This is a genomic window from Pseudomonas fluvialis (assembly GCF_002234375.1).
Taxonomy (GTDB): Bacteria; Pseudomonadota; Gammaproteobacteria; order Pseudomonadales; family Pseudomonadaceae; genus Aquipseudomonas; species Aquipseudomonas fluvialis.
On the sequence record NZ_NMQV01000014.1, the window covers coordinates 212,871 to 228,008 of the forward strand.

The window sequence follows — 15,138 nt, forward strand, 5'->3', positions numbered from 1 at the left end:
ATCAACCCAGTTGCCAGGCCTGCCAGCCGGCGTACATTGCCAGCCCGGCGAAGGCGCAGGCAGCCAGGCGGCGAATCAGCGCCAGGGGCAGGCGTTCGGCCGCAAAGTTGCCGGCCAGCACTACCGGTACGTTGGCCAACAGCATGCCGAGTGTCGTGCCCAGTACCACCAGGACGAAGTGCGGGTACTGGGCAGCCAGCATCACCGTGGCGACCTGGGTCTTGTCGCCCATTTCGGCGAGGAAGAACGCCACCAGCGTGGTCAGGAACGGGCCGTAGCGGTTGAGTGCCGGGCTGTCCTCGTCATCCAGTTTGTCCGGGATCAGTGTCCACAGCGCCACGGCGGCGAAGCAGGCAGCCAGCACCCAGGCCAGGGTGGCGGCACTGAACAGGCTGGCTACCCAGTTGCCCAGGGCGCCGGCGGCAAAGTGGTTGGCCAGGGTGGCGACCACGATGCCCCAGATGATCGGCCAGGGCTGGCGAAAGCGCGCGGCGAGCAGCAGGGCCAGCAACTGGGTCTTGTCGCCGATTTCCGCGAGGGCAACGATGGCAGTGGGGATCAACAGGGATTCGAGCATGGGATTTTCCAGGGGCGGGTGACAATCGGCTATGACACGTCGCATCCGCCCGCCCCGGGCCGGATGTGCGTGTCATAGGTCTTGTCAAACCCGTGCGGGCCATTGCGGCACGGTGTCGCCTGCGCCATGGCCGGTTGGCCAAGTATGTTGACGCAGGCCCTGCAGCGGGCACGTGTGCCGTGCTGCGGGAGACTACTCCCCTAGGACGGCGGCGATTGTGCCGCAGTGCGGGCAGTCAGGCAAGTTCAAGGCCGACAGGCGCGGTAGATGCGGAAGCCGTCGGCCTCGGCGAGCGTCTGGCAGGGCCCCAGGTGGCTCTCGATCAGCGGCGGATAGCGCAGGAAGCTGTTGGCCACCAGGCGTAGCTCGCCGCCAGGCCGCAAGTGCTGGCGGGCTTCGCGGAGCAGCGTCTCACTGGCCTGGTAATGGGTGTGCACGCCGAGGTGAAAGGGCGGATTGCTGATGATGGCGGCCAGCTCGCGTGGCGCGGCATGAATGCCGTCGCCGGCAATCAGTTCGGCCTGCAGGTTGTTGGCCGCCAGGGTCAGCCGGCTGCTGGCCAGGGCAAAGGCGTCGACGTCGAGCAGCGTCACCCGGCTGTCGGGATAGCGCCGTTTCAGAAAGGCGCCGAGAATCCCCGCGCCACAGCCGAAGTCCAGCAGATGTCCAGCGGGCAGCAGGTGCAGGTGCTCCAGCAGCAGAGCCGTACCACGGTCCAGACGCCCGTGACTGAACACACCGGGCAGGCTGATCACCTGCAGCGGTGCGCCGTCGATATCCAGGGTAAACGGCTCGGCCAGGTCGTCGAGTACTGGCATGGCGGGTGCTTGGGTAATCTCGGCCAGCCACAACTGGCAGTGCCGGGCACTGTCCAGCTTGCGCGGTTGGCCGTAGGCAAGCAGACGCTTGCCGATGCGCTCGATACCGCCGCGCTTTTCGCCGACGACCAGCAGTTGCCCGCCATGTGGCAGGCTGGCCGCCAGGCAGTCGAGCAGGTAGTCGGCCAGGTCGCGCGCCTTGGGCAGGAACAGGACTGCGCTCTGCCAGGTCATGGCCGGAGGCGTGGTGGCGAAGCTGCAGCGGCCTGGGTAGTGCTGCTCCAGCCACTGCTGTTGTCCGGCATGCCAGCTCCAGCCGTGGGCCTGCGCGAGTTGCCCGAGCAGTTCGTCGGCAGGCAGCCCGGCCAGCAGCAGCGGGCCTTGCAGGTAGTCAACCTGGCGCAGCAGTACTTCACTTCGCGGATCCATGGGGCCTCCTGAAAAGCCGCGCAGTTTATCAGTTGATCAGCCGGCAAGGCTGACCCTGCTGCCAGGCCAGGGCATTTTCCTGCAGCTGGGTGACGATGCGCTGGCGTGCCTCACGGCTGCCCCAGGCATTGTGCGGGGTGATGATCAGCCGCGGGATATCACCGGCCAGCAGTGGGTTGCCCTGGCGGGGCGGTTCCTCGCTGAGCACGTCGCAAGCGGCGCCGCCGAGATGACCGCGGCGCAGCGCGTCGGCCAGCGCCTGTTCGTCGATCAGTCCGCCGCGGGCGGTGTTGATCAGCAGAGCCCCCGGCTTGAGGCGGGCCAGTTCGGCCGCACCGAGCAGATGGCGGGTCTGGGCGGTCAGCGGGCAATGCAGGCTCAGCGCGTCGACCTGCGGCAGCAGCCGTTCCAGCGGCAGGTGGCGGGGGCTGGCCGGACGACCGGGCAACTGCCCAAGCAGTACGCGCATGCCCAGCGCCTCGGCCAGGCGCGCCATGGCCTGGCCCAGTTCGCCGTAGCCGAGGATGCCCAGGGTCTTGCCGGCCAGTTCGACCATGGGGTAATCGAGCAGGCAGAACTGTTCGGCGCGCTGCCAGGCGCCGTCGGCCACCGCACGCTGGTAGTCGGGCAGGCGTGCCGCCAGGGCAAGCAGCAGCATCAGGCTGTGCTGGGCCACCGAGGCGGTGCCGTAGCCCTGGCAATTGCACACGGCAATGCCGCGTGCCCGTGCGGCGGCCAGGTCGACATTGTTGCTGCCGGTGGCCGCCAGGAGGATCAGACGCAGCTGCGGGCAGGCCGCCATGATGGCCTCATCCACCACCACCTTGTTGATGATGGCCACCTGGGCACCCTGCAGGCGGGTAATGACCTGTGCCGGGCTGCTCTGCGGATACAGGTCGAGACGCTGAAAGGCCTGCTGCAGCGGCGTGATATCGAGATCGCCGCGATCCAGCGAAGCGTGGTCGAGAAAGACCGCCTGCAGGCTGTTTTGCATGGACTGTACCTTTGCGCATCGGATAGGAGGGCATACAGTAGCCGCTCATTGTGTGGCGGGTCAGGAGTCGGATGCATGTATTGGACAGAATTTGCCACCGTGGCCTTGGTGCATCTGCTGGCGGTGGCCAGTCCCGGGCCGGATTTTGCGGTGGTGGTGCGTGAAAGCGTGGCTCACGGGCGGCGCGCCGGAACCCTGTGCGCGCTGGGCGTGGGTTGCGGCATCTTCGTGCATGTTGGCTATTCGCTGTTGGGGATTGGTCTGCTGGTCGCCCAGTCGGTGTGGCTGTTCAATGTGCTCAAGTGGCTGGCGGCCGGCTATCTGATCTATATCGGCTACAAGGCGCTGCGCGCCCGTCCGGCGGCCTTGCCGGAGATGCCCCAGTCCGCCGGGCGTTCCGCGCGTGGGGCGTTTGTCGCCGGGCTGGTGACCAATGGTCTGAACCCCAAGGCCACGTTGTTTTTTCTCTCGCTGTTCACGGTGGTGATCAACCCGCAGACGCCGCTGTCGGTGCAGGCTGGCTATGGGCTGTACCTGGCGTTGGCCACGGCCTTGTGGTTCTGTCTGGTGGCGGGCCTGTTTGGCCAGGCTCGGGTGCGCGCCGGTTTTGCCCGGCTGGGGCACTGGTTCGACCGGCTGATGGGCGGCGTGCTGATTGCCCTGGGGCTGCGCCTGGCGGTCAGTGAACTGCGCTGAGTGCTGGCCTTAATGCACAAGCCCGCCGGATCGGCGGGCTTGTGTTGGCGGGGCAGGGCGCTGTTACAGGCGCAGGCCGCCATCCAGTTCCAGTACGCGACCGGTGTAGTAGTCGTTTTCCAGAATGTAGGCCACCGAGTGGGCGATCTCGGCCGGCTTGCCCATGCGGCGCAGCGGGATGCCAGCGGTCATTTTTTCCAGGGCTTCCGGCTTCATGCTGCCGGTCATCTCGGTTTCGATGAAGCCCGGAGCCACACCGGCGACGCGGATACCGTAGCGTGCCAGCTCCTTGGCCCAGACCACGGTGTCGGCCGCTACGCCGGCCTTGGCCGCGGAGTAGTTGGCCTGGCCCATGTTGCCGGCGCGGGAGATCGAGGAAATGTTGATGATCGCGCCGGTGTTCTTCAGTTCGATCATCTTCGCCGCCACTTCGCGGGTGCAGAGGAACACGCCGGTCAGGTTGACGTCGATCACCGACTGCCACTGGGCCAGGCTCATCTTGCTGATTTCACCGTCCTTGACCTTGATGGTCAGGCCGTCGCGCAGGATACCGGCGTTGTTGACCAGGCCGTGGATGGCACCGAAGTCGGCAGCGACCTGGGCAACCATGTGGGTCACCTGCTCTTCGTTGGCCACGTTGCACAGGTAGGCGCGGGCGTCACCACCGGCGGCCTTGCAGGCAGCCACGGCTTCGTCCAGCTTCTCCTGGTTGAGGTCGACCAGCGCCAGTTTGGCACCCTTGGCCGCCAGGTATTCCCCCATGGCGCGCCCCAGACCCTGGCAGCCGCCGGTGATGATGATGACTTTATCTTGCAGTTGCATGTGGTAATCCCCCGAGTACAGCATTGGTTTCAGCCTTGTCGGTGTCCGCTGGAGCGGCTTCTGGGCAAGGCACGGGCTAGGTGAGCGTCAGGTGCGCAAGCATGCCCGAGAAATGCCCCTGACGGAATCCCGCAGTGTTCCTGCGGTTGTTGGTGCCGCGTGATGCCGGCTGTCGCTTGCTTGCTTGATATTGGCCAGTCGCGCCCTCATGTAATGCGCAGACCACAAGGGAACATTCTCGATGCGAAGTGCGCTGTTCATGTTGTTGCTGCTGCCGGTGCTGGAACTGGCGCTGTTGATTCAGGTGGGCAGTGCCATTGGCGTATTGCCGACCCTCGGTTTGATTATCCTCAGCGCCGTGCTGGGCATCCTGTTGTTGCGGGTAGCCGGTCTGGCCACGGCCTGGCGTGCCCGTGAGCGTCTGGCACGTGGTGAGTTGCCGGAGCGGGAAATGTTCGATGGCCTGTTGCTGGCGCTGGGCGGACTGCTCCTGCTGTTGCCGGGTTTCATCAGTGACCTCTTCGGGCTGCTCTGCGTGCTGCCATTTAGCCGCCATCTGCTACTGGGCCGCTTGCAGCGTCAGCAACAGGAACAGGCGGCCCGGCAGCGTGCCTTCGCCGATGACCTGGCCGGCGCGCGGGATGCTTCGGCGCAGCGTCCGCAGGTCATCGAGGGCGAATACCAGCGCCGCGATTCGTGATTTTTTTCTGCCGGGCCCTTGAAATGTATTTCCCCGCCCGCATCTAGCTGTCACCGCCAGGTGGCTGATCACCTGGCAAGGTTGATTCCGGCGATGGGTGTAGCCCGTCGCCACCGGCAGCGCCGGTATTTACTAACCCGCCGATGCACGCATCGGCCGTAGCAACAACCTCCAAGGAGAGATCGACAATGAAGCTTCGTCCTCTGCATGACCGCGTCGTAATCCGTCGCAGCGAAGAAGAGACCAAAACCGCTGGCGGCATCGTGCTGCCGGGCTCGGCTGCCGAGAAGCCGAACCAGGGTGAAGTCGTCGCCGTCGGTACCGGCAAAGTCCTGGACAACGGCGAAGTCCGCCCGCTGGCCGTGAAGGTCGGTGACAAAGTGGTGTTCGGCCCGTACAGCGGCAGCAACACCATCAAGGTTGATGGCGAAGACCTGCTGGTCATGGGCGAGAGCGAGATCCTCGCTGTCCTGGAAGCCTAAGCGCCTTCCCACTCCGTTTGCTGATTTAACGAATTCCACAGAGGTTCAAGAACATGGCTGCTAAAGAAGTCAAATTCGGCGATTCCGCTCGCAAGAAAATGCTGGTTGGCGTGAACATCCTGGCTGACGCCGTGAAAGCCACCCTCGGCCCGAAAGGCCGTAACGTGGTACTGGACAAGAGCTTCGGTGCTCCGACCATCACCAAGGACGGCGTGTCCGTAGCCAAGGAAATCGAACTGAAAGACAAGTTCGAGAACATGGGCGCCCAGTTGGTGAAAGACGTTGCCTCCAAGGCCAACGACGCCGCCGGTGACGGCACCACCACCGCCACCGTACTGGCCCAGGCCATCGTCAACGAAGGCCTGAAGTCGGTCGCTGCCGGCATGAACCCGATGGACCTGAAGCGCGGCATCGACAAGGCCACCGCGGCCATCGTCGCGCAGATCAAGGAACTGGCCAAGCCGTGCGCCGACACCAAGGCCATCGCCCAGGTTGGTACCATTTCTGCCAACTCCGACGAATCCATCGGCAACATCATTGCCGAAGCCATGGAGAAGGTTGGCAAGGAAGGCGTGATCACCGTTGAAGAAGGCTCGGGCCTGGAAAACGAACTGTCCGTCGTCGAAGGCATGCAGTTCGACCGTGGCTACCTGTCGCCGTACTTCATCAACAAGCCGGACACCATGGTGGCCGAGCTGGAAGGCCCGCTGCTGCTGCTGGTCGACAAGAAGATCTCCAACATCCGCGAACTGCTGCCGGTGCTGGAAGCTGTTGCCAAGTCTGGCCGTCCGCTGCTGATCGTCGCTGAAGACGTGGAAGGCGAAGCGCTGGCTACCCTGGTGGTCAACAACATGCGCGGCATCGTCAAGGTCGCTGCCGTCAAGGCACCGGGCTTCGGCGACCGTCGCAAGGCCATGCTGCAGGACATCGCCATCCTCACCGGCGGTACCGTGATCTCCGAAGAAGTCGGCCTGTCGCTGGAAAGCGCCACCCTGGAGCACCTGGGTAACGCCAAGCGCGTCGTGCTGAACAAGGACAACACCACCATCATCGACGGTGCCGGCGCTCAGGCTGACATCGAAGCCCGCGTTGCACAGATCCGTAAGCAGGTTGAAGAAACCACTTCGGATTACGACAAGGAAAAACTGCAAGAGCGTCTGGCCAAGCTGGCCGGTGGTGTTGCGGTGATCAAGGTCGGCGCTGCCACAGAAGTCGAGATGAAAGAGAAGAAAGCCCGCGTTGAAGACGCCCTGCACGCTACCCGCGCAGCCGTCGAAGAAGGCGTGGTGCCTGGCGGTGGTGTGGCCCTGGTGCGCGCCCTGCAGGCTATCGAAGGCCTGAAAGGCGACAACGAAGACCAGAACGTCGGTATCGCGCTGCTGCGTCGTGCCGTCGAGGCCCCGCTGCGCCAGATCGTCTCCAACGCCGGCGGCGAGCCGAGCGTAGTGGTCGACAAGGTCAAGCAGGGTTCGGGTAACTACGGCTTCAACGCCGCCACCGATACCTATGGCGACATGATCGAGATGGGCATCCTCGACCCGGCCAAGGTCACCCGTACTGCGCTGCAGGCGGCGGCTTCCATCGGTTCGCTGATGATCACCACCGAAGCCATGGTTGCCGACATTCCGGAAGACAAGGCCGCTCCGGCCATGCCGGACATGGGCGGCATGGGTGGCATGGGCGGCATGATGTAGTGCGACGAGAGTCGCTATAGGTAGAAGCGACCTAGCGGGCTGCATCCTTGGTAACTACCGGTTGAACCGGTAGTTACTTTCCCGCAGAAACAGCTTTAAAAACCCGAAATCCGGGCGACAACCGCCCGGATTTCCGGCATCCAAATGGATGCTAAGAATTCGCGCTTAGTCGCTTAAATATCGCGGTCTTCCTCCGTGAGGATCGATAACCGGTATTTCGTACTGAGCCTGTTCGCTGGTAATGGGGCAGGGGAGGTATGGGAAATCGCGTCCAGAAGCTGGCCGGCTCCTACCTGTAGGACGCAAGCCGTGACTGTCATTGTCTCAACCGGAAGCCGCAAGGCCGACGGCAACGAGACCTTTTGTTCAGCCAAAAGTAGCCTAGGGGTAGTGCATCGCTGGTAACGGCGTTGTGCGAAGCACCCTGACAATGTAGTCCCACGCTGTTTGTGGTGTGCAGTCGCCGTGAGGCACTGTGCAGACCCTGCGAGCAACACGCGGGTGAGACGCTAGGCTGGTTGGTATGGCCAACGTAAGTGAACTGCTGATAAACACCGTCAACCGCATGGAGCCTAAGTTGCTGACAGGCTTCGACCAAAATGGTGCGTGACTGGTTGTCCCTTTTACATCTGGGGGCACGCTGACATTGAGTCACCGGTGAACAGGCAGGGCCTAACCCATCCTTGTGACAGTTATGGAACTCGGTAAGCCCGTATCTTCGCCCCTGGTCTGTATGACAGTGGTAGGCCGACCGCAAGGAACGCTGTTGAAGGTGCGGGTAAAGGATGTCGGAAAAAGCGAATGCCGCCCTGTAATGGGGCTGGATAGGGGCCGTTGCCCCGACCCGAAAGGGTGCCCACTTCCGACTGGTCTTTGATCGCAAAAAGGCTTGTAAAGCCATCAAGAACCGACGCCACCGGCAAGACCGGAGCGTCCATATAGAAATCCCTTGCGGGGTAGTGAACTCACTCCCCCGCAAGGGCGACGTGCGTCCGCTGCTCCTTCAGGGAAATCTTCTTTGGAGGAAAGCAAGATGAGTACGTCTGGAAAGGAAGTACCTGCATCCTCCCTCCCGGCCAGCAACTGGCACACGATCGACTGGGGAACCAGTCATCGACGGGTGAGAGGGCTACAGGTACGAATTGCGAAGGCAGCCAAGAACCAGCAGTGGCGGCAGGTGAAAACCTTGCAGCGCATGCTGGTTCGCTCGTTTGCCGCCAAGGCATTGGCCGTCAAGCGAGTCACTGAAAACCGGGGTCGCAGGACTCCGGGCGTCGATGGGGAAACCTGGAGCACGCCTGAAAGCAAATGGAAGGCAGTCTTCCGGTTACAGCGCACGGGCTACAAGCCCAAGCCGTTGCGGCGGGTGTACATACCCAAAGCCAACGGCCAGCGCCGACCGCTGGGGATACCGACGATGCTGGACCGAGCCATGCAGGCGTTATACCTGCTGGCGCTCGAGCCGGTGTCCGAAACCACAGCCGACCGGAATTCCTACGGCTTTCGTTCCCACCGTTCCACGGCGGATGCGATTGAGCAGTTGTTCGTCAACCTCAGCCGCAAGAACTCCGCGCAGTGGGTCATGGAAGGAGACATCAAAGGCTGTTTCGACAACATCAGTCATGACTGGCTGATCGCCAACGTCCCGATGGACAAGGCGATCCTGCGCAAATGGCTGAAGGCGGGATACATGGAATCCGGCCGATTGAACCCAACCGAGGCGGGAACTCCGCAAGGAGGCATCATCTCCCCGGTGTTGGCCAACCTGGCGCTTGATGGTCTGGAAAAGGTACTCGAAGCCCGGTTCGGGCAGCGGGACACCAAAGCCAGCTACAAGACCAAGGTCAACTATGTGCGTTATGCGGATGATTTCGTCATTAGCGGCATCTCGAAAGAGTTGCTGATGAACGAGGTAAGGCCTGTCGTCGAAGCCTTCATGGCTGAGCGGGGGCTGACCCTTGCGGCGGAAAAGACGCTGTTCACGCACATATCGGAGGGGTTCGATTTCCTTGGCCAGAATGTTCGCAAGTACGGGGGCAAGCTGCTGATCAAGCCGGCCCACAAGAACCTGAAAGCATTCCTGGTCAAGGTCAAGGCAGTGATTGAAGGGAACAAGACGGCGCCGGCCAGTCTGTTGATAGACAAGCTCAACCCGGTCATACGGGGCTGGGCCAACTATCATCGGTCGGTGGTCGCCAAGCAGACATTCAATTACGTGGATTACCGGATATGGAAGCTGTTGTGGCGGTGGTGCAGGCGGCGACATGGAAATCGCTGCAAACGCTGGATCAAGGCGAAATACTTCAAGCGCATCGGTAAGCGCAATTGGGTATTCGCCGGGCTGTATCCCAGCGGCAAACTGGCCACATTGTTATACGCCAACGACACGACCATACAGCGGCACAAGAAGATCAAGGCGCAAGCCAATCCGTATGACCCGCAGGACGAGCTGTACTTCGAGGAAAGGCTGGAATACGCCTGGCGAAGATCGGACGAGGGGAAACGGAGGACGCTGAAGCTCTGGTTGGCGCAGAACAAGCGTTGCCCGATGTGCAAGCAAGTGATCACGTTCGAGACGGGGTGGAACATCCACCACATCATCGAGCGGCACAAGGGCGGCGGCGATGAACTGAGCAATCTGGTGTTGCTGCATCCCAACTGTCATCGACAGATACACAGTGAGGCACCGGCTTCTGCGATTGTGCAGAGGCTTACAAAGGCTTGAGCTGTATGCGGGGAAACTCGCACGTACAGTTCTTAGGGGAGGGGCGGCCAGCAATGGTCGCTCCTTACCCGACATTCGCCCCACCCGTACCGGGCCGTACAGGCCCGGTAACGCAATACCCGACACCCCGCGCAGGTTGCCTGCGCGGGGTGTTTTCATTGCGGCTCATGTGTTGCAACAACGCATGGCTGTGCGTCAGCTAGCAGCAGGCGTTAAGGTACCTCAGGGCTGTCGTGGAGGAGCGCATGTTGACCCTCAATCTCGGGCCGTTGGTGTTGGGCCTGGCTCATCTGTGTCTGTTGGCCAGCCTGCTGCTGGCGAGTCTGGTCGGTGCGTGGCTGGGGCGCAAACGGGGTGGCAATCCCGAGGCGCAGCTTTTCCTGCTATTTCTCTTGGCGCTGCTGGGCGCCCGTCTGGCCTTTGTCCTGGAGTACGCGAGCCTGTACGCGGCGCAGCCCTGGAAAATCATCGACCTGCGTGATGGTGGGTTTACTGCCTGGGCAGGTATCGGCCTGGCCCTGCCTGTGGCAGGGCTACTGGCTTGGCGCACCCCACGCCTGCGTGTGGCCTTGCTGGCCGGACTGGGCGTGGGGCTGCTGAGTTGGGCTGCTGGGCACTGGCTATTGGATAGGCAGGCTGCTGCTCAGTCCTTGCCTGCGCTGACCCTGCAGGACCTGCATGGTAAGCCGCAGAGACTTGCCGACTACCGGGGGCAGCCCCTGGTGGTCAACCTGTGGGCCAGTTGGTGCCCGCCCTGCCGGCGCGAGATGCCGGTGCTGCAACAGGCGCATATCACGGCGTCGCAGGTGCGTTTTGTGCTGGTCAACCAGGGTGAGTTGCCTGAGGTGGTCAGACGTTTTATCGAGGAGGCCGGCTTGCAGTCACTGCCCGTGCTGTTGGATCCGGCTGGACAGCTGGGTGGGCAGGTCGGTTCGCGGATGCTGCCGACCACCCTGTTCTACGATAGGCACGGCCAACTACGCGCCAGCCACCTGGGCGAGCTGTCTGCGGCTAGCTTGTCGCACTGGCTGGAGCAGATCGAGGCGTCACCTTGATATCAGGAAACACTTGGCTGTGCTCAGACAGGTCTTCGGCATTGAAGTCACGCACCTGGAAACTGCTAACTTCGACGCCGCGCTGCTGCAGCCAGTGTGTGGCGCGCTGCAGCAGGATATGGCTGCGTGACTTCAGGCTCGGGCTGCCGCCCAGGGATACGACCAGCCTCTTCAGTCCTCAGTGGTTGGGTTGCGGGGTCAGGCGCAGGTAGGGTTTGACGGCGCGATAGCCTTTGGGGAAGCGCTGCTTGATCTCCTCTTCATCGTTGAGCGACGGCACGATCACCACCTCATCACCGTCCTGCCAGTTGGCCGGGGTGGCGACCTTGTGGCTGTCGGTCAGCTGCAGCGAATCGATCACCCGCAGGATCTCGTGGAAATTGCGTCCGGTGCTGGCCGGGTAGGTAATGATCAGGCGTACTTTCTTGTGTGGGTCGATGATGAACAGCGAGCGCACTGTGAGGGTGTCACTGGCGTTCGGGTGGATCAGGTCGTACAGGCCGGAAACCTTGCGGTCGGCATCGGCGAGGATCGGGAAGTTGACCTGGGTCTGCTGGGTTTCGTTGATGTCGTCGATCCAGCGCAGGTGTGAATCCACCGGATCAACCGACAGGGCAATGGCCTTGACGCCGCGCTCGGCGAATTGCTCGTGCAGCTTGGCGGTAAAGCCCAGTTCGGTGGTGCATACCAGGGTGAAGTGGGCCGGGTGGGAGAACAGCACTCCCCAGCTATGGCCCAGCCATTCGTGGAAGCGAATGCGACCGGCAGTGGAGTCCTGTTCAAAGTCGGGGGCGATGTCGCCGAGGCGGATGGTCATGCGTGTGCTCCTTGAGTGAGTTGTGCTCTGCTGACGGATAACGCGGTTCTGTCAGAGCAGCGGCAGGCTGTAGCTGACGATCAGGCGGTTCTGGTCGGTATCGCTGGTGGCTTCGCTGCGCAGGCTGGCGTTGCGCCAGGAGAAACCAAGGCCCTTGAGGGCACCTTGCTGCAGGGTGTAGTCCAGCCGGAAGTCGCGCTCCCATTCCTGTTGATCCGCGCCGGCATTCTGGATGTTGTCGCTGTTCAGGTAGGTGACTGTGGCTTTCAGACCGGGCAGGCCGGCGCTGGCGAAGTCATAGCCGTATTCGGCCAGCCAGGTACGTTGGCCGGCGCGGGCGAAGTTGCTGATCTGCCGGTCGGTGATCAGGTAGGCGGTGGCCCCATCACCCTGGTTGAGGAAGGGGAAGGCGCTGTCGCCGGATACTTGCTGATAACCGGCGCTGAGGGCATGGCCGCTCAGGCTGTAGGTGAACAGCGCACTCCAGGTGCGGTTATCCACTTCACCGGTATGGCTGTCGCCGGCTTTCCAGAAACCGCTGCTGCGGTAGCCTTCGGCGCGACCGGCGGCACTGGCGTTCTTGCCGTCGGCGGCGCTGCTGAAATAGCGCAGGTCGCTTTTCAGTGCGCCTACCGGCAGGGCCCAGTTGTGGGTCAGGCCGAGGAAGTGCTGTTTGTAGAAGTCATCCAGATTGCCGTAGTAATACTGCGCGGTGAGGTCCTTGGTCAGCTTGTAGTCGCCGCCGGCAAAGTAGAAGGCGTTGCTGTCCGCCTGTTGGCCGTTGACCAGCGTCGCGCCGGCGATGCGCAGGCCGATGTCGTCGCTGGAACTCCGCGTCTTGGTGCTTTCCAGCTGGCCGGCGATCAGGGTCAGGCCGTCAATTTCGTTGGAGGTGATCTGCCCACCCTGGAAGGTCTGCGGCAACAGGCGACCGTCGTTGAAGGTGACCACAGGCAGTTTGGGCTGCAGGGTCCCTAGGCGGGCCTCGGTCTTGGACAGGCGGACCTTGCCGGTCACCCCGCCCTTGGCGTAGTTGTCTACCGCGCTGCCATCGCTGTCACGGGGGAACAGGGCGCCCGGTGTACGGTCGCTGCCGGCCTTGCCGTTGCCGCCGGAGTCCAGCTGGACGCCGACCAGCGCGATGGCATCCAGGCCAAAGCCCACGGTGCCCTGGGTGAAGCCGGAGCTGTAGTTGAGCTGGAAAGCCTGGCCCCATTCTTCCTGCTGGCCGTTACGCGCGGCATTGCGGCCGACCTCGTCCTGGCTCTCGCGGTTGTCGTTGCTGAAGTAGAAGTTGCGCAGGCTCAGGGTGGCGGTGCTGTCTTCGATAAAGCCGGCAGCGCTGGCCTGGTAGGACAGGGTGGTGAGGCTGATGGCCAGAGCCAGGGTGGACTTGTTCATGCTCGATGCTCCAAATGCAGGTCTGTGCGGTGATATGCACTGCAAAGGGGCTCGAGCCGGTGGCGCGGGGGGCGCCAGCTTCAGCGGTAACAAGGAGCCCCTGTTATGGGCCCGATGCGGTGGTCCGCTGTCGGCTTGAGGGACACTCTAAGTAGTTTTCATAGAGCATAAAAAGAATTTATTTTCACTTTTAAATAACTATTTAGCATATGAGTGAGCAGCCCAGCGCCTCAGCGGCGTTTGCTGATGGCGGTTTTGGCGGGGTGTCTGGCAGGCTGCCTGAGCGGGCCGTGGCTGGCGACTATCCGTGACGGGAGGTGCCGGGCGCGGTGCGTGAACGGCCTGCGCGACAGTCGTCGCGCGGGCTGTCCCGGCAAGCCCGGCTGAGCGGCGAGGGTGCTTGTGAGCGCGGGCTGCGCGCCGCAGGGGCTTCAGCTCTCGATGGGCAGTTCGCCGGGATGCTCGGCAGAATCTATCCGCGGAGCTTCGGCTGGTTGCGCATCCTGCTGCTCAGCGGGCTTGCCCAGCCACTCCTGGGTCGATTGTTGAACCTCGTCGACCTGCTTGTTGAGTTCCTTGAGGGTTTCATCGACGGTTTCGCGGGCTACCTCGCGCACGGCTTGCTCGGCCTGTTCAGCCAGTTTTTGCGCCGATTGCTCGGCGACATCGCAACCCGCCAGACCGGCCAGGAGCAGGCCGAGTAGCGCCATGTGCACAGACTTGCGCATAAGGTTCTCCACTGTCGAAGTGAGCGGCCCCTGTGTGGGATGCCGCCTGAATGCTTGCCGCTGCGCTGTTCGGTTCAGCCCTGCGCTGCAGGCGCCAATCTAGGCGCGGGTGCATGCCGACTCAATGGCGGAGAGTTTGCAAGCTGTTGCAGCACGGCCGTGCCGCGCTGTGGTCGGCGCAGCGGCGCTAGCCCGCAGGGCAGGATGCCGTGTGCGGTGGCTGGAGGCGCTGCTGCAGCCAGTCCTGCAGCGCCAGCAGGTGCGCCTGACTGGACTGCTCCAGGTGGTAGAGCAGGCTGGGCAGATGGCTGATGGGCGCGCTCAGCTTGAGGTGCGCCGGCAGGATGTACTCGCCCTGGCTGACCAGCAGGGCAAAGTGAATGATATTTTCCAGCTCGCGGGTATTGCCGGGCCAGTAGTAGGCCTCCAGGTGCTGCTGGGCACTTTCGCTGATCAGTGGCAGCGGCAGTTTGAGGCGCTGCGCGTAGAGGCCGAGGAAGTACTCGGCCATTGGCAGGATATCGCCAACCCGCTCGCGCAGTGGCGGCAGGGGCAGGCGCGCCTTGCTCAGGTAGTGGTAGAGGGACTCGTTGAACTTGCCGGCGGCTACCGCCTGAGTCAGATCAATGCTGGTGGCGGCCAGTAAACGCAGCTGCACGCGGGTTGGCTGATGGGCGCCCACCCGGGTGATTTCCCCGCTCTGCAGGGCGGCCAGCAGATCGGCCTGCAAGGGCAGAGGCAAATCGCCGATTTCATCCAGATAGAGCGTGCCGCCGTTGGCCGAACCAAACCAGCCGGCACGGCTACCGAGGCTGCCAGGATAGGCTCCGGCGGCATAGCCGAACAGTTCGGCGCGGGCATGTTGCGAGCTCAGGCCGCTGCAGTTGAGGGTAACAAACAGCCCGTTGCGCTCGCTGAGCCGGTGGATATGCCGGGCCAGCAGCTCCTTGCCGGTGCCGGTTTCCCCTTCGATGAGGATCGGCCCGCAGTCGCCGGCCAGTTGTTCGACCTGCTCGCGCAGTTGCCGTGAGCGCGGATCAATGAACACCAGTGCCTTGGCACGAATGCTCAATGGGCTTTTTAGGGGCTGCCATCCATGGCGCCCCCCCTGCGGGCCGTCGCTGTGCGACGTTAAAAATGATTCCTGATCATTTTTTTCCGCCTCGGGAAAACTCAGCAGGGCAGGGGCAGGGGCAGGGG

General features: G+C 62.8%; 14 protein-coding genes, 1 pseudogene and 1 riboswitch. Of the genes and pseudogenes, 6 read left to right on the forward strand and 9 right to left on the reverse strand.

The annotated features are described in order from the left end of the window. Position 1: 1 nt before the first annotated feature. From CFY91_RS09115 to CFY91_RS09125, 3 genes are all read right to left on the reverse strand, one after another. Positions 2–577: a TMEM165/GDT1 family protein gene (locus CFY91_RS09115; RefSeq protein WP_093986036.1), complete on the reverse strand. Its 576-nt coding sequence runs from the start codon at positions 575–577 to the stop codon at positions 2–4. Between the two features lie 86 nt (positions 578–663). After that, positions 664–790, reverse strand: a riboswitch (yybP-ykoY riboswitch). Between the two features lie 32 nt (positions 791–822). Next, positions 823–1,824 carry a class I SAM-dependent methyltransferase gene (locus tag CFY91_RS09120; RefSeq protein ID WP_093986037.1) on the reverse strand — a complete coding sequence of 334 codons (1,002 nt, stop codon included), beginning with the start codon at positions 1,822–1,824 and terminating at the stop codon, positions 823–825. A gap of 28 nt (positions 1,825–1,852) precedes the next feature. Beyond that, the gene (locus tag CFY91_RS09125; protein WP_093986038.1) at positions 1,853–2,818 is read right to left on the reverse strand and encodes a 2-hydroxyacid dehydrogenase; all 966 of its coding nucleotides are present in this window, start codon (positions 2,816–2,818) and stop codon (positions 1,853–1,855) included. 75 nt (positions 2,819–2,893) lie between these two features. Between CFY91_RS09125 and CFY91_RS09130 the strand changes: the two genes are divergently transcribed. Next, positions 2,894–3,514 (forward strand): LysE family transporter, encoded by a 621-nt coding sequence (locus CFY91_RS09130; protein WP_093986039.1) that lies wholly within the window; start codon positions 2,894–2,896, stop codon positions 3,512–3,514. 63 nt (positions 3,515–3,577) lie between these two features. Here the strand turns inward: CFY91_RS09130 and CFY91_RS09135 are convergent, their stop codons facing one another. Continuing rightward, positions 3,578–4,336 (reverse strand): SDR family oxidoreductase, encoded by a 759-nt coding sequence (locus CFY91_RS09135; RefSeq protein WP_093986055.1) that lies wholly within the window; start codon positions 4,334–4,336, stop codon positions 3,578–3,580. A gap of 241 nt (positions 4,337–4,577) precedes the next feature. Here CFY91_RS09135 and CFY91_RS09140 point away from each other — a divergent pair, with 241 nt between their 5' ends. The 5 genes from CFY91_RS09140 to CFY91_RS09160 all read left to right on the forward strand — a co-directional run bounded on the left by CFY91_RS09140 (position 4,578) and on the right by CFY91_RS09160 (position 10,992). After that, entirely contained in the window at positions 4,578–5,036 is a 459-nt protein-coding gene (locus CFY91_RS09140; protein WP_093986040.1) for an FxsA family protein, read from the forward strand. 188 nt (positions 5,037–5,224) lie between these two features. Continuing rightward, positions 5,225–5,518 carry a co-chaperone GroES gene (locus CFY91_RS09145; RefSeq protein ID WP_093986041.1) on the forward strand — a complete coding sequence of 98 codons (294 nt, stop codon included), beginning with the start codon at positions 5,225–5,227 and terminating at the stop codon, positions 5,516–5,518. Between the two features lie 53 nt (positions 5,519–5,571). Beyond that, entirely contained in the window at positions 5,572–7,212 is a 1,641-nt protein-coding gene (gene groL / locus CFY91_RS09150; protein WP_093986042.1) for a chaperonin GroEL, read from the forward strand. Between the two features lie 1,033 nt (positions 7,213–8,245). After that, positions 8,246–9,937 (forward strand): group II intron reverse transcriptase/maturase, encoded by a 1,692-nt coding sequence (ltrA, locus tag CFY91_RS09155; RefSeq protein WP_093986043.1) that lies wholly within the window; start codon positions 8,246–8,248, stop codon positions 9,935–9,937. Between the two features lie 245 nt (positions 9,938–10,182). After that, the gene (locus CFY91_RS09160; protein WP_093986044.1) at positions 10,183–10,992 is read left to right on the forward strand and encodes a TlpA family protein disulfide reductase; all 810 of its coding nucleotides are present in this window, start codon (positions 10,183–10,185) and stop codon (positions 10,990–10,992) included. A 28-nt stretch (positions 10,993–11,020) separates the two neighbouring features. Here CFY91_RS09160 and CFY91_RS16210 read toward each other — a convergent pair. The 5 genes and pseudogenes from CFY91_RS16210 to CFY91_RS09185 form a co-directional block, all read right to left on the reverse strand. Then, positions 11,021–11,167: pseudogene (locus tag CFY91_RS16210) on the reverse strand (NAD(P)H-dependent oxidoreductase); the annotation flags it as partial. Positions 11,168–11,170: 3 nt separating this feature from the next. Next, a complete protein-coding gene (locus CFY91_RS09170; protein WP_093986045.1) occupies positions 11,171–11,809 on the reverse strand; it encodes a peroxiredoxin in 639 nt (212 codons plus the stop codon). Between the two features lie 51 nt (positions 11,810–11,860). Beyond that, on the reverse strand, positions 11,861–13,210 hold the full coding sequence (locus CFY91_RS09175) for an OprD family porin (RefSeq protein ID WP_093986046.1): 1,350 nt from the start codon (positions 13,208–13,210) through the stop codon (positions 11,861–11,863). 431 nt (positions 13,211–13,641) lie between these two features. After that, positions 13,642–13,938, reverse strand: coding sequence for a hypothetical protein (locus CFY91_RS09180; protein WP_188390248.1), 297 nt, complete (start codon positions 13,936–13,938; stop codon positions 13,642–13,644). Positions 13,939–14,125: 187 nt separating this feature from the next. Then, complete coding sequence (locus CFY91_RS09185; protein WP_229727125.1) at positions 14,126–15,010, reverse strand: sigma 54-interacting transcriptional regulator; 885 nt, start codon at positions 15,008–15,010, stop codon at positions 14,126–14,128. Positions 15,011–15,138 lie beyond the last annotated feature (128 nt).